The sequence below is a fragment of the Bacillus sp. FSL L8-0152 genome (assembly GCF_038006365.1).
Classification (GTDB): Bacteria; Bacillota; Bacilli; order Bacillales; family Bacillaceae_G; genus Bacillus_A; species Bacillus_A cereus.
In genome coordinates this window covers 61,170-76,635 of record NZ_JBBOVB010000003.1, presented here as the reverse complement: position 1 = coordinate 76,635, position 15,466 = coordinate 61,170, and the positions used below count along the sequence as shown (strand labels likewise).

The following is a 15,466-nucleotide window of genomic DNA, read 5'->3' as shown; positions in this document are numbered from 1 at the left end:
TTACATCTCGCCTTTGTGTTTTTTTAAATGACACTCTTTACAAAGAGCGATTGTTTTACGATTTCTCGCAATCATTTGTTGTTCGAGATATGATTTATTCGACTTTTCCCGAAGGTTTTTCAACCTTTTAACGTGATGCATGTGTATGGTTGTATTACTTCGTCCACATGATTCGCACGTTTCCGCTTTTATTCGATCTGAGAGCCTTGTTGTACTCATTGTGTATCTAGTATTTTGTACAACATCTGTTTGCTCTTTAGAAATTCCGTTTATTCTCGGAAAACTACGCTCGATAAAGTGGATTTGTTTTATACCTCTTTTTGTTTCATATTCCACTGTAAAGCGTCCATTTTTCATATACTTTTTCCGAATATGTTTGGTACGCTTTCTATATTTCGTAGCGAATGTTTTCAACATCGAATAAAACATGAAGTAAGCGAACCTGTGCATATGATTACTCACGTTCTCGGCTAGTCGATAATAGTTATACAATCCACGTATTTCACTGTTATACTGGGAAACAATCTCTAAGTCTTCATTTCGTTGAAAGTAATTTCTTGGTTTAGGCTTCCAAGTGCCGTTGGCACTCATTTGGATGGCTTGGTACTTTTGTAACTTATTTACCCATGCTTTATGTGGCATTTTTAATTGGACTTTGCCATTTAACAGTCTTATTTTTCTACCTAATTTATCCGTACGAATTGCTTGGCTTTTGAATATCTTGATTTCATATCCAAGAAACTGGGCTTGTTTATTTGATGCATTTGTTATTAACGTTTTCTCCATGGACAATTCCAATTTCAGCTTATCTTTGAGGAATTTTGCTATTTCTTCTTTTACCTGTTGGGCATCCTCTTTTGAACCGATGATTCCTATCAAGAAGTCATCTGCATATCTTACATAAGTAAGTCTTCTATATTCATTGTCCATTTGATTGCTGTAAGGCATTTGTGTCAGTTTTTTCTTCAGTACCTTCACTTCTTGCTTCCAGTTTTCGATACTATCAGAATCCTCTTGTTCATTGGTGTTATCAATTTTCTTCTCAAGCCTACGCATTTTACTTCGCACGTTTTCATATTCAGGATTTTTCTTTCGTCTCTTTCCTTGATTGAAGCTGTTCTTAAAAGATTCCATATATACGTCCAATTCATTAAGGTAAATATTTGAGAGTATCGGGCTTATAATACCACCTTGTGGAGCTCCACTATATGTATTGTGAAACTTCCACTCGTCTAAATACCCTGCACGTAAGAACTTCCAAATGAGCTCTATGAAATTTTCATCGGCAATTTTCCTTCGCAAAATTCCCACTAAAGTATGATGTTCAATGTTATCAAAGAAACCTCGAATGTCCCCTTCTATGAACCATTTACTTCCTGTAAAAGTACGTTTTATTTCTAATAGAGCGCTATGACAACTTTTATTTTTCCGGTACGCGTGTGAGGAATTAGAAAAGTTTGGTTCATAGATTGCTTCTAAAATCATGCGAATAACTTCTTGCACTAATTTGTCACAGAAGCTTGGTATTCCTAAAGGTCTTTTCTTACCATTTTTCTTCGGTATATAAACTCTTTTGGACGGGTAGGGTTGATAACGCTTATTTTTCAACACTTCAATGAGCTGTTCTACTTCTTCCACAGAAAATCCATCAATAGACCTTTGGTCTACTCCCATAGTTAATGCGCCATCGTTTTTACTTAGATTATTGTATGCCAGTAAAAAGAAATCTGGATTGTAAAGATTTCGATAGAGTCTTGTATATTGATACTTTTTATCAAGACTCTTCTTTCGCAGATTGCTTAGTACTACTTTTGGACATTGCATAGTGCCTTTCGCACCTCCCCAATTTGGTAATAAGCTAACAGACTGCCTTCCTTTGCCTTGTACTAGGCTTTCCCTAGCTCTGACTACTATGAAGGCTCCGTTGCCATATCAGATATTCATAAGCCATACTTCTTGACTGTTAGGTCTTGAAGTTATCCTTAATAGCCATTTGGGCATTCTGACTTAGGCAATCCCCATTTAGTAGACAAGGAACTTGCACATACGATTTCGGATACGACGTTCACACGTTTCTTCCATATAGAAGCGGGCAACAGATGACCCTATTCATGTAGGATGACATTCACTATCCTCATGACATCTGTTAAATCTCGTTTGTAAGCATCTTCCGAGATTAGTTACGGTAGTCTCCCTTGTGCTATCGTTCAAGCAGTCTAGCTTTTATCCTTATTCGTACTTTATATCTCGCCGTTCAGTCGTAGCTTGATGCTTAGCCAACTTACGGCTTTCTTGGCATGCTGTTGTCCCCCTTCAGTTTCCCTCCAAGGTAAACCAAGTGATACTAGGTCATTTAAGGTTAACCTAACGGCTTGCAATCACCGTTTTTCCTTGCCCCCTTATGGGCGCACGAAATCACCATAACAATATGGATACCTAAAATTTTTTTTATTTCCACCACAAGTGTACATCTCTGGATTTTGATCAACTTTCATCTTAGAAAAATTTTTGGCCGAATCTTCCGAGTGTTGTTTAACTTCTTGACTAGCAATAAAATCAATATACCCTGGTCCCATATTATAGCTTTGAATAATTGTCTCCATGCTAACATCTTTTTCCGTTCCATATTTGTACATTTGAGCAAAGTGTTTGACCCCTTGTCTAATGCTCAAGCTTGTCTCTTGAATTTCATTTGGCTTTAATCCCAGTGATTCAGAAGACTGCATAGGGTCGTTTCCCACACCTCTACTCTCTTGGTACATAATTCCTAATAAAACTGCTGTTTTACCTTCTAAATTATATTTTTCTAATTCTCTTTTCACGGTTAGCTCATATTGCAATAAGCGTTGTTCGGTAGCAATCGCTTTATTTCTTTGAATATTGGTTTTATGCTTAACATAAAATATTACAGACATGGTTCCTAAACCTAAAATACTAATAAAGAATAATATAATAAATCGTTTTTTAATCGTATGCTTCATACATTACTCCTCCTATAAAAAATCTGTACCTTTTTGGACTCAAAATTATTTTTTTAGGTGTAAAGTTTAATATAGGAATTTAAAGAAAAAACAACCGCCTGAATTGGGGATTTTTCAAGGCGGCTTATTTTTTGAATCGTTTCCTTCCTCCTACAAGTATTACACTTTTTTTTTGAAATTTTTTGTTCTTTGTTTTGCCCAATTGATACATTTCTTTTCAATTAAATGATACGATACTATAGAACAAAGTATTGTCATTGTAATACATAAGATAAGAAGGAAAAGGATAGGTATTTTTGTATACAAAAGTTTAAATAGTACCATCATGATTGGAAAATGACATAAATAGATACTATATGAAATTTCTCCCAAGTATACAAATACACTCTTATTTAAAATTTCTTTTATCTTTAGATTATTCATGGCCATTATAATCAGTATACTAACGCCAATTACGACACCCCAATCCTTTAATAGGAAAGCAGTATCACTACGAGAAATCAGCAAAATTCCAGTAGAGTATACATATAAAAAGATTCCTAGTGTGATAAGAAGATTTCTTTTTAAATTTTTCATATTTCTATATAAGTGGGTAAGTTTTTCCTGATGCTTAAAAAGTAACATTCCGACCATAAACATAGATGTGAAATGCAGTGTATCGGCATAACCATTATAAAATCCCTCAGCTTTACCAATATGCAACATATTAAGAAAAATACTAATTAAAGAAAAGCTCATAGCAAACAGTATCGTTTTCTTCCAACTCTGTTTATAAAATAGAAGGAATAACAAGGGAAACACGATAGATATACGCATTTCTTGAGCTAATGACCAGATAACCGGATTATAATTATCCGTAAAAAAGTTATTAAGAAGTACAAAGTGATTGATAATATCTAGTTTTGTTATTGGCCCTTGCCACTTATCATAGAACCAATCTCGAAGTCCTATAACTTCATATGATGAAAATAAAATAAATAAAGCAAAGGTGATAAATATCCAGAAATAATAAGGGATATAGATTCGTACAAATCTCTTAATTAAATATCCCCAATAATTTGTTTTTGAATGATAGAGTGCCATAGATAGCACAAAACCACTGAGTACATAAAAAATGATTACAGCTTCTCCACCAGCCCATAAAAACCTAAGAGGCGATAGTTTTATAGAATTAGGCAATGATGGTAGCATCAAACAAAAATGTCCGATTACCACTGTAATAGCTGCTAATCCCCGTATAGAATCTAACTCTTTTATTCTCTTACTCATAAAGTCTTCTCCTTGTAAATTGTAGATTTTCCTATAAATAAAGACTACTGTACTGTTCGGATATATTTTCAGGAGTACACTTAGTAGACAATCTAAGTAATAAATTTGTTCCATATTTACAAAAAAAATCAAACCGGTGTACACCGATATTTTAAGTACCTGCATAGTTGACCGCTGTTGTGATGGTTTGTTGAATAAAAAGGGGTACGGCAACGATTCCTCCTTTTCGGCTTATAGGGGTTCAGCCGATACGTGTAAAACTAGGTCATTGAGATATATTTTTCCTCAAAATCATTTTTGACTGCTATATACAACTTAAAGTCAAAAGGGACGATTTACATAAAGGAATGTCAGTACAGCATTTACGAAATACTTTCATTTTATGTCTATCAGAAAATGTAAAAAACTGTAGAAAGGAAAGCCTACACTTTTTTCTGTAAATAGAAATAAAACAACACACCATCTTGTGTATTAGTTACCCCATATTCTGCTTTATGAAGTTCTAAAATGTTTTTCGAAATAGCAAGCCCGAGCCCTGTTCCACCTTTTGAACGTTGACGAGCTGTATCTATCCGGTAAAAACGATCCCAAATTTTATCTAATTGTTCCTCTTCAATATGAACACCTTTATTTTCTATGCAAATCTTAATGCGATTTGACTCATCTATTGTGGAAATAATAATATCCTCTTTGTTAGGTGTATAACGGATTGCATTCGTAATGAAGTTGACAATTACTTGTTCAATACGATGTTGATTTGCAATAACTTGGGCCGGAGAAATATGTTTGTAAACATGAAGTTCTTTTTTCCCTATCTCTACTGTTAATTGTTCACAGATTTCTTCAATCACTGCATCGATATAAAAAGTATCCATCTTCATTTTATATGTGCCAGATTCAAATTTAGCCAATTCCAGCATGTCCAAAATTAACATATTCATCTTATCTACTTCTTTTTCCATTGCCTGAAAGTAATATTCTTTCTTATGTTCAGCTACTCCATCTTTTAAAATAGAAATACAACTTTTCATAATACTTAGTGGTGTTTTTAATTCGTGTGAAACACCTGAAATAAATTCTTTCCGTGTACTTTCTAACTTTTTTTCCTTTTCAATGTCTCGTTCTAACTGTTTAATGTGTGAATGGAGTGTATTCGATAGCATATTAATATTTTGCGATAAATCACCAATTTCGTCTTTTGAAGTAACCGGAATCCTCTCCGAAAAATCTAAATGCGCAATTTTTTTAGTTGTATGATTTATTCGTAATAATGGTTTTGCAATTTGTTTTGAATAATAGAAAGAAGCTAGAAAAACAAGAACTAATACAAATGCAATGATATATACATAATAATCTTTTACCATTTGCACCGCTTCATTTACAGGCTGTAACGATGCCATTGCAAATATATATGTTAATGTGCCATCTTTATCTTTTATTGGTTTGATTAATAATTTATATTTTATATCATTTTTTTCATAGTCAATAGTTTGCAGTGTATCTCGTATATTCTTACTTTCATTTAATAATAAATCGGATTGAAATTCTTTTATACTGTCCATAAATAAGTTATTTTTATAAATCGAGTCGACTCTTTCAGCTTTATCAGGAATTTGAAACTTTGTAACAATTCCTGATAACGAAGTATATGATACCTCTTTTGCAGTTTTTCCTTTCATTTTTAATTGCAAAGCAATTTCACTTATCTTCTTATTAAGTATTTTATTATTCCAATTTATATTTTCTCTCACATTTAAGGTAGCTGGAATAAATATCGAGTCTTTCTTTATTCCAGAAAGATAGATTTTCATGCCTGTCATTTGTATTCGCTCTACATTCTCTTCCAGCTAATCAAAACTCATCAGATTATATAAAGGAATTCTTATAGTTTCTTGTCCAATTTCTTTTTGCGCAAGGCGCTCCAATTTTATTTCTACATAAAAATCATCTGTATGCTTTAAATTTCCATAGCGATCTAACGTTGTAATCCACGTATTATTTTCTCGATAAAAGTCCTGTTCAAGTTTTTGAACTGCTTCTCCATTATTGCTACTTAAATAGCTTTTCTCATAAGAAGCCAGATTTTTTTGAATATCCTTCACTTTTCGATTCGCATAATATTGTTTAAAAAATATCGTTTGTCCAATAAAAATTGTTGCTAAAATCAACATACATAGCGCTGTTGTAAGAATAAATAATTTTAATACAATTCCTTTTCTCATATATCCCCCTCAAACTTATACCCCATTCGAACAACAGTCTTAATATACTTTGCTTTATCTCCTAATTTATTTCGTAAATTACGAATATGACTATTCACTGTACGATCATCACTAGTAAATTCATATCCCCAAACCTTTTTAATTAATTGTTCCCTTGTCAAAACAATCCCTTGATTCTGCATGAAATAGGTTAATATCTGAAACTCTGTATGCGTTAGACTAATGTCCATTCCTTCTGCCGTAACAACCCGCGAAGGAAAATGAACACAGATCCCATGGATAGATAGCATATCATCCTTATTATCCAAGGATATATTTTTAACTTCTTTACTTGCTAGTAATCGCTTTGCTCTTGCTAATAAAATAGGAGGACTATAGGGCTTTGTTACATAATCATCTGCTCCTAACTCAAATCCAAGTAATGTATCATCTTCATCTACACGTGCTGTTAGCATAATAACCGGAATCTGAGATGTTTTCCGGATTCTTCGGCACACAGACCAACCATCTAATTCTGGTAACATAATATCAAGAATGACAAAATGAACCTCTTCGCTTTCAAACAAAGATAACGCTTCTTTTCCATCTCTGGCTTCAAGTACTTTATATTGTTCGTTTAAGAAATAGTCTTTCAAAATTTCACGTAGAATATCTTCATCTTCAACAATTAAAATAGTTTTTGACATATTCTCTTTCTCCCTTTTATTCTAAATAGCTAAGGTTCTAAATGCTGTAATCTTATTTTGAATGAGTAGCAATTAACTTTGCTTCAATAATATATCGATCTGGTGCATCACCTATATAATCGAATGGATAGCAAGTTGTCAACGTTAATGTTGGTTCTTCTTTTTTTACTATGACCGTTCGATCATCCGCATGAGTAATCCACATTTTTGGATTTCATAGGTATAAATCTTTTTATCATACTCTACGATGAGAGTATCTTTTTTTTTAGTTCGCCTAAGTCTGCAAATAAAGTATCACGATGCCCACTCAGCACTGTATGACCTTGTTCAGATGGAACTGTATTAATACCACTGACAAACATACCAACGCCTTTTTTTAGCGTACTTTCATCAGCTCCCCAATGAATAGAAAACCTTTTCTTTATTTTCGGGATATTTAATGTAGCTACTTTTTCTCCTTCTTTATACTGCATTTGAGAAGAAGGCACTTGTGAGTTCACAGGATCTTTAGCAGAATGCGACTTTATTTCTAGCTCCTTAAAATGCTTTAGTTCTTTCATAGTTAAATCTTGCGCAGAACTTTTCCCTTTGTACCATTCAAAAGAAAAATAAGTCCCTATTAGAATCCCAATTATTACAAAAGTTAGTCCAATTCGGTTTAAAAATGGCACTTGTCATCCCTCCATGCAAAAAAATGGCAGGATATTCCTACCATTTTATTCTTTATATGCAAATGAACTCTTGTGTTTTACGCCTTAATTTTACGACGAGTAAATCCAAATACTGATCCTAGCGCTATAAGACATGCACTTAATGCCATCATTGTTACATTATTTGATGCTGTATTAGGTAACTTTTCACCTTTTGTAGCTTGCTTCGCAGCTTCTTTTTTCGCCATATCTTGTTTTTGTTGTTCCTGAATTACAGCTTCTTTTTTCGCCATATCTTGTTTTTGTTGTTCCTGAATTGCAGCTTCTTTTTTAACCATATCCTGTTGCACTTGTGCAACTTCTTCCTTTGTCATCGTTCCAGTAGAGGCACTTGCTACTGAGGAATAACCTACTGATAAAAGTGCCACTGCACAAATTGGTAAAAATTTATTTTTCAATTTATTTCTCTCCTTGTATGCTTTTTCGCATCGGATGCAATTATAGGTTATATCCAATATGTAAAGATGAGGTGCAGATTACATGCATTTCATTTAAAGAATTAATTACGTTAGAAAAAGAGGAATGATGTTTAGGGGTTATTTGTATACCTATCAACTTTAATGTTTTAAAGTACCCTCAAAACAAATATTTTCTCTCTATAGTTATTTTCACGGATATACCCGAGAAAAATCCAAAAGCGGCCATATGGGTGAAAAAATATAAAATGAGAGGTTCTGTTGCAAAGTTTCTTAACAGATAAAAAGTTGGTATGATTGCAGATAGATTTTATGCGATCGTTAGAAATTGTTGTAATTCATTGTACGTCGAAAAAGCGAAGTTTGGTTGTTGCAAACTTCGTTTTCGTTTATATATAGCATGAATTGTTTCGATTCCTTTCAAGGTGCGTGAAGCATGGCGAAGACTTTGAAATCCTGCGGATCTGGAAAAACGTCGCTTGATATGTCTATGATCCTGTTCAATGAGATTATTCAAATGCTTGATTGTACAATGAGTGGTATGCTTATAAAAGCCTTGTTCTCTCAATTTATTGAACGCACAAAGTAGCGCGGGCGCTTTGTCTGTTGTGAGATCCGTTGGTTCTCCAAATGTTTTCACTAGTCTTTTCATAAAGGCATATGCAGCTTGATGATCTCGTTTTTTGCGAAGTTGAATATCCAATGTATGTCCATCTTTATCGATTGCTCGATAGAGATAACACCATTCGCCTTTCACTTTGATATAGGTTTCATCCAGGTGCCAAGATAGCTGTGCGGATTTGTTTTTCTTTTTCCAAATTTGATACATCTGATTTCCATATTCATGTACCCAACGCATAATCGTTGTCGGATGAACAGAGATGCCACGTTCCCTCAAAATTTCAGATACATCACGATAACTTAAAGAAAAACGACAGTAATAGCCAACGGCTACCAAAATAATATCTTTCTTGAATTGTTTTCCTTTAAAATATCTCATGTATCATGCCCCTCGAGTCATTTTCTTTAAATTTTAACTTTGCTTAGACATCTTTGCAACAGAACCTAAAGTAATACCCTCAATTTTACGTTCTTCGTTTACTTTCTCTACTTCTTCTCTACTAAATAAGAAACTTCCATCTAAACGCCATGTGTCCTTATTGATTGGCGTTAGCTTTCCTTGCTTCATTAAATTATTAAAAATAAAGTGACTAATGTCTAAGTAACCTTTTACTTCATTTGTAGTCATAGTCATTTCATATACGTTAATCATTCTACTTCCTCCTCACACCTCATAATTTACATAATAATATTATGTTAATTAAATTTATAGTATTTACATTTTAAATAAATTATAACATACATCGATATGTATATTAGATTACTTATTGTAATAACATTAAATTTAATTTTCTTTTAAAATTCGATTTTATTAATGATTAAACTTTATGAATAAAATAGTATTTTTTAAATTAAATAATAACCATAGAAAATGGGAGATTTTCTATAGTTATTGTATATTATTATTTTATAAAATTTAATCTTAATATGTAATTTATTTTCTAATTGATTACGTTATAATATTTAATATAAAAGGAATTTATAAGGAGTTGAATAACATTGAAACTTGAATTAGATACTCTTCATAGTGTGAATTCTTTAGAAAACCTAGAGAAACAAAAACAAAATTTTACAAACATAATTGCATTATGGAGCCACGATTATATAAATGAAGCGGAATTAAAAAAAGAAAATAATGAAAGAGAAGATTCATATACATATGAAGGGTTTTCAGATGAAGAGATATTGTACTACTACTTGAATCGACAAACACATTTTGACCAAGAAAAACGGATTAAGGATGCATCAAGAACCCTATATGCACGTGATCTAAGTCAGTTTTATTTTTTTATTAAACAAAGTGAGGAATTTCTACAGAAAGATGTAAAAGATTATAAAGTTGGTCAAGTCTGGAGAAATCTTAGAAAACGACATATCCGTAATTATCAAAAATGGTTGTCTCATGAGGCAATCTCCTATCAATCTAAAAATAAATACAAGCCATCTACAATTAGTAGAAAGCTTGGTGTTATTCGTTCCTACTTGAAATGGCTATATGAAATCCAATTTATTCAGGACCCTCTACATGTTGAGATACTAAGTACAACTGTAAATAAACAACATAAACCTAAAAGGGAGTTATCATATGAGGAAGTAAAGCAGTTACTTCATTACTACAAGGATAATGAAATCAATTACGCTTTATTGTCAGTCTTAGCTACTACAGGTTTACGTGTTGCAGAAGTAGCACATGCAAAGTGGGATGACCTTGAGTATGACGCTATACGAGGACGATATTATTTAAAGGTTGATACAAAGGGAGATAATGAGCGGATTGTTTCCATTAATAAGAAGATTTTTAATCGGATTGCCGCATTTCGAATGCGGAGAAGATTACCTATAGACATTGGGAATAGAAATGGTGGAACAGTATTTCAAACTAAAAACCATACTGCTTATAGAGAGAATTATTTATCACAATATATTTCTAAAATCATTAAGGATACTCAGCTACCCTTTACAGAGAATTTCGGAATTACTCCCCACTTCTTTAGACATTTTTATGTACAGTACCTATATGATTACAAAGGATTAGCACCTCATATTATCGCAGCTGCAGTAGGTCATAAAAATGATCGGACCACTAAAGAAAATTACCTGAATCAGCGATTGACGAAAGATAATGATGCCGGTAATTTAATTTTGGAAGATGAATTTTAAATTTAACCTCTAAAATTAACTATTAGAAGGTTTAATATCATTAATTATAGTTATATATTTTTTACATAATTAAATTGGATTTATTGTCTATTTGTTTTCGTTTTCCTTCATCGTTCTGCATCAGGTTCTGTTGCAAAATAATGTCTTTGTTGAACTGTTTTCCTTTAAAATAACTCATTTATAATTCTCCTCGCTCTTTTTTGAAAAAATTTAGCGTACTTCTAACAATTTTGCAACAAAACTAAAAATTTAATGCCATTGAGTCCAGGCACGCCTAAACAGTCGTACATAATATACAGGAAAAGGAGTGCAAAATTTGTTTACAATAATTGAAAGGAGAAGATTTAATTGCACACAATTTTACATTTGAATTTAAGAGTTGATCCGACCCAATATATTTCACAGATTAGAGAAGTTCCTGATTATAATTACATTCATATGGTACGACAACCTCAGTATATGGTAGATCTTTCCCTTTTAAATGAGAAGGTTCATTATTTCAATAATATTTTTTCTCCAAAAGAATATGTAAAAAAAAATAATATTTCACTCTTACATGCTCACCATGGCCAATTGGGGATGCTATTACTTCCTTTTAAAGTTGAAACAAAACTTCCCTTGATAACAAGTATCCGAGGTAGGGATGCGACGCTAGCTAATCAGCCTATTGGTTATCTTGAGGGCATGAAATTGCTTTTTGATCAAGGCAATTGTTTTTTCCCGGTGTGTCGATATTTAGCGGATAGGTTAATTTCATGGGGCTGTCCTCCAGAAAAAATCAAAGTGTTATATGGTGGCGTCGATCTTAATCAATACGCTTATCGGGCTCCACTGAAAGAAGGGACTCAAAACATTTTATCCGTTGGTAGATTGGTGGAAAAAAAGGGACATCATATCTTAATGCAAGCTTTCAAAAAAATTAGGGATAAATTCCCTGATGCCACACTTACAATTATTGGGAAAGGTGAACTAGAAGAAGATATCAAATCTTTGGCCATCCAACTGAATTTAGGAGACTCTTTTCGTTTATTAAGTCATCTTCCTAAAGATCAAGTGCGAGAGCAAATGACCAATGCGGATATATTTTGTGCAGCTAGTTTAGAAGCTACTAATGGAGATATAGAAGGTATACCTAATACATTAAAAGAGGCCATGGCAATTGGGGTACCAGTAATTTCAACCAATCATGCGGGTATCCCTGAATTAATAACAAATAACAAAGAAGGCTTATTAGTTCAAGAAAACAGTGTAAACGAACTGGCAGATGCCCTTGAATTTATGCTAACTAATAGAGAGTTGTGGGAAAAATATACAGTGGCGGCTCGAAGAAAAATTGAACAAAATTTTGACCTCGTACAACAGCTTCAAAAACAAGCTGAATTTTATGATGAATTAGTAGGTCCTTATAAAGAGCATACAAAATGTTCAGTATCAATTCATAAAAAAGATAAAAACATCCTTAATAATTATATTCAAAAACAACAACAACAACAGCCTAAAGATGATGACATAATGGTAAGTCGGAAAAAAGATAAAAAGTCCAAAAGAGTCCAAAACGTAAAAAAAGCTCGTGATTATATTCAAAAGCTACAACAGCCGGAGGATAATAAAACAGTAGTATCTCGGAAAAAAGCCCAAAACGTAAAAAAAGCCCTTGGTTACATTCAACGGCTACAATAACCAAATTAAAGATACGAAATTAGGGGGATGAAAATGAAAGATTTTAAAGCAATTACTGTAACCAAAGGTAAAAAATATTTGGAGATTCACAATCCCACTAACTATTCAATGATAGGCATGGGGAGTCAAGGGGCAGTATTTAAACTTTCAGAAGATAAATGTGTGAAAATCTATTCGGACCCAGCACAAGCAAAAAGAGAGGGGAAAATTCTTAAAGCCGGACAACATTTATCTTTTATGCCAATGGTATATGATATAGGTTCAAACTATATAGTCATGGAATATTATAACGCTCCAACCTTAAAAGATTACCTTAAAGGTTGCATGTATATACCTGTTTCTATAGTAGAGAAGCTTTTAAATATATTAAAGAAATTAAAACAGACAAAATTCACCATGATAGACGCCTCTCTACACAATATTTTTGTAGTTAATAATGAAGTACTTAAGGTGATTGGCCATGAAGATTCCTTTCAAAAAAAATCTCCTGTACCATTACAATTATTAAGAGATTTACAAATAATCCTGCTAAAGGATTCATTCTTAGCCCAAGTAAAAAATCTTGAACCAGATACTTTCTATGAGTGGGATAAATATTTCAATCGTAGCAGTTTAGATTTCAGAAAAATTACCGTGCAGCATGGAGGACCAGGAAACGGAGTAAAAGTAGCTAGTGCAATTACACAAACACTAATTGGAAAAGGACATCAAGGGGCTGTTTATAGAGTTTCTGAAGACCGATGCGTAAAAATATTCGGGAAAATCGAACATGCGATTCAAGAAAAAAACGTTCTTCTATCAAGTCAACATTTGCCTTTTATTCCGAAGGTCTTTGAAACAGGACCAAATTATATTTTAATGGAATATTTATCAGGACCAGATTTAAATACCTTTCTAAAAAAGCAATCTGTGCTTTCTGAAGACATAACAAGACAATTACTCTATATATTGAAAAAAATGAAAAAATCAGGATTCAAACAAATTGATATCCCACTACGGCATATTATTATAACAAGTAATGGTTTTAAATTAGTCGATCATGTGTATTCATTTTCACGTGAACAAAAAATCCCTCTCGAGTTATTTAAAAACATGGAAGAAAGAAAATTTTTAGATTCTTTTCTAGAACAAGTAAAAGCAATAAATCCTAGCATCTATGCTAAATGGAAAAAGCAAAATTATCTATTAAATGATAATACATTCATATAGGCAGGGAAAGTTTGTGTTTTTGTTGTGGAAAAATACAGTAAAATATAATGGGACTTATTACGCTATGTTCATTATTTTTGAGATGGAAATCTTAGTTTCATTTCCTCATTTAGTCAAAAAATATAGTCCGCAGTAACTAATTACTGTACTTGTAATGACATAGGAATATTAATTTCCTATTTTCTCTCCTTGTTTAAAAGAATATCACTAAAATATGCAGTCGCTTTCAAATAAAAAATTATGGGTAATTGAATTAATGTCAGTCTATTCACAAAAAAACCTCCTGAATTGTGGAATGAAATTTTTGAATTTTCCTCGTATAAAATCCAACATAATATTTTTTTGACTTAAGATAATGAAAAAAAAGTAATTTATGCGCAAGACAGATTATTCGGTTTTTTAGAGGGCTTTAAAATTTTATGGAATAGAAAGGGTCGAAATTTTCACTATGAAAATCTTGGTGACAGGAGCAGTAGGCTTTATTGGTTTCCATCTCACAAAACGTTTGTTAGATCAAGATATCAACGTTATAGGTATAGATAATATAAATGATTATTATGATGTTTTTTTAAAGAAAGATCGTCTAAAGATATTGAAAAAAAGAAAAAATTTCAAATTCTATAAAACGGATATATCAAATAAAGAAAAATTAAATCAAATATTTAAAGATCAAAAAATTCATATAGTTATTAATTTAGCAGCTCAAGCGGGAGTGCGTTATAGTATTGACAACCCAGACTCTTACGCAACTTCCAACTTAGTTGGTTTTATAAATATTTTAGAGGCATGTAGACATTATAATGTAGAGCACTTAATTTATGCGTCCTCTAGTTCTGTTTATGGAGCTAATACAAACATTCCTTTTTCAACAAAAGACTCAGTAAATCATCCAGTAAGTTTATATGCTGCTACAAAGAAGTCTAATGAATTGATGGCTCATACGTATAGTCATTTATTTAATATACCAACCACGGGACTCAGATTCTTTACTGTATATGGACCTTGGGGAAGACCTGATATGGCTTATTACTCATTTACTCGAGATATAATCGAAGAGAATACAATTAGTGTTTTTAATAATGGAGATATGAAAAGAGATTTTACTTATATTGATGATATTGTTGAGACAATAATTCGATTACTCTATAATCCGCCGATATATAACGAAAGGTGGAATAAAGCTAATCCTGATCCAAGTTCAAGCTATGCTCCATACAAAATCTATAACATCGGTAACAATAATCCTGTTAAAATAATGAATTTTATTAATACGTTAGAAAAACTAATTGGAAAAAAAGCAAAAATAGAGTTCTTTCCCATGCAACAAGGAGATGTTAAAGAGACCTATGCAGATATCTCCGATTTGCAGGCTGATGTAGGATTTTATCCTTCAACAACTATAGAAGAAGGTTTAACTCAATTTGTAAATTGGTACAATATGTACTATGTAAAATGAAATTCTTTTACAATGTTTGTGGGTTCTTAAATACCAACAAACTAAAAAGGAGCTGT

The 15,466-nt window shown here is 32.4% G+C and carries 10 protein-coding genes and 4 pseudogenes; 4 read left to right on the top strand and 10 right to left on the bottom strand.

What is annotated here, in order from left to right:
• From MHH27_RS30140 to MHH27_RS30100, 10 genes and pseudogenes are all read right to left on the bottom strand, one after another.
• Complete coding sequence (locus MHH27_RS30140) at window positions 1–1,824, bottom strand: reverse transcriptase domain-containing protein (protein WP_340945447.1); 1,824 nt, start codon at window positions 1,822–1,824, stop codon at window positions 1–3.
• Between the two features lie 575 nt (window positions 1,825–2,399).
• Window positions 2,400–2,981 (bottom strand): lysozyme family protein, encoded by a 582-nt coding sequence (locus MHH27_RS30135; protein WP_340945445.1) that lies wholly within the window; start codon window positions 2,979–2,981, stop codon window positions 2,400–2,402.
• 159 nt (window positions 2,982–3,140) lie between these two features.
• The gene (locus MHH27_RS30130; RefSeq protein ID WP_340945443.1) at window positions 3,141–4,250 is read right to left on the bottom strand and encodes an acyltransferase family protein; all 1,110 of its coding nucleotides are present in this window, start codon (window positions 4,248–4,250) and stop codon (window positions 3,141–3,143) included.
• Between the two features lie 422 nt (window positions 4,251–4,672).
• Window positions 4,673–5,884, bottom strand: a pseudogene (locus tag MHH27_RS30125) (sensor histidine kinase); the annotation flags it as partial.
• A gap of 63 nt (window positions 5,885–5,947) precedes the next feature.
• Window positions 5,948–6,472: pseudogene (locus MHH27_RS32125) on the bottom strand (two-component sensor histidine kinase); the annotation flags it as partial.
• Window positions 6,469–7,158, bottom strand: a complete 690-nt coding sequence (locus tag MHH27_RS30120; RefSeq protein ID WP_340945441.1) for a response regulator transcription factor — start codon at window positions 7,156–7,158, stop codon at window positions 6,469–6,471. The gene MHH27_RS30120 and the pseudogene MHH27_RS32125, both read right to left, overlap by 4 nt.
• Before the next feature lie 52 nt (window positions 7,159–7,210).
• Window positions 7,211–7,829 (bottom strand): annotated as a pseudogene (locus MHH27_RS30115) (class D sortase).
• A gap of 77 nt (window positions 7,830–7,906) precedes the next feature.
• The gene (locus tag MHH27_RS30110; RefSeq protein WP_340945438.1) at window positions 7,907–8,266 is read right to left on the bottom strand and encodes an LPXTG cell wall anchor domain-containing protein; all 360 of its coding nucleotides are present in this window, start codon (window positions 8,264–8,266) and stop codon (window positions 7,907–7,909) included.
• A 328-nt stretch (window positions 8,267–8,594) separates the two neighbouring features.
• Window positions 8,595–9,284 (bottom strand): IS6 family transposase, encoded by a 690-nt coding sequence (locus MHH27_RS30105; protein WP_340945357.1) that lies wholly within the window; start codon window positions 9,282–9,284, stop codon window positions 8,595–8,597.
• 51 nt (window positions 9,285–9,335) lie between these two features.
• Window positions 9,336–9,557: pseudogene (locus MHH27_RS30100) on the bottom strand (DNA-binding protein); the annotation flags it as partial.
• Between the two features lie 347 nt (window positions 9,558–9,904).
• On the opposite strand from MHH27_RS30100, the gene MHH27_RS30095 reads away from it, so the two are divergent.
• The 4 genes from MHH27_RS30095 (at window position 9,905) to MHH27_RS30080 (ending at window position 15,410) form a co-directional block, all read left to right on the top strand.
• Entirely contained in the window at window positions 9,905–11,065 is a 1,161-nt protein-coding gene (locus MHH27_RS30095; protein ID WP_340945436.1) for a tyrosine-type recombinase/integrase, read from the top strand.
• A gap of 366 nt (window positions 11,066–11,431) precedes the next feature.
• Window positions 11,432–12,745: a glycosyltransferase gene (locus MHH27_RS30090; RefSeq protein ID WP_340945433.1), complete on the top strand. Its 1,314-nt coding sequence runs from the start codon at window positions 11,432–11,434 to the stop codon at window positions 12,743–12,745.
• A gap of 33 nt (window positions 12,746–12,778) precedes the next feature.
• Window positions 12,779–13,954, top strand: a complete 1,176-nt coding sequence (locus MHH27_RS30085) for a hypothetical protein (RefSeq protein ID WP_340945430.1) — start codon at window positions 12,779–12,781, stop codon at window positions 13,952–13,954.
• Between the two features lie 448 nt (window positions 13,955–14,402).
• Window positions 14,403–15,410, top strand: coding sequence for an NAD-dependent epimerase (locus MHH27_RS30080; protein WP_340945428.1), 1,008 nt, complete (start codon window positions 14,403–14,405; stop codon window positions 15,408–15,410).
• Window positions 15,411–15,466: the final 56 nt, after the last annotated feature.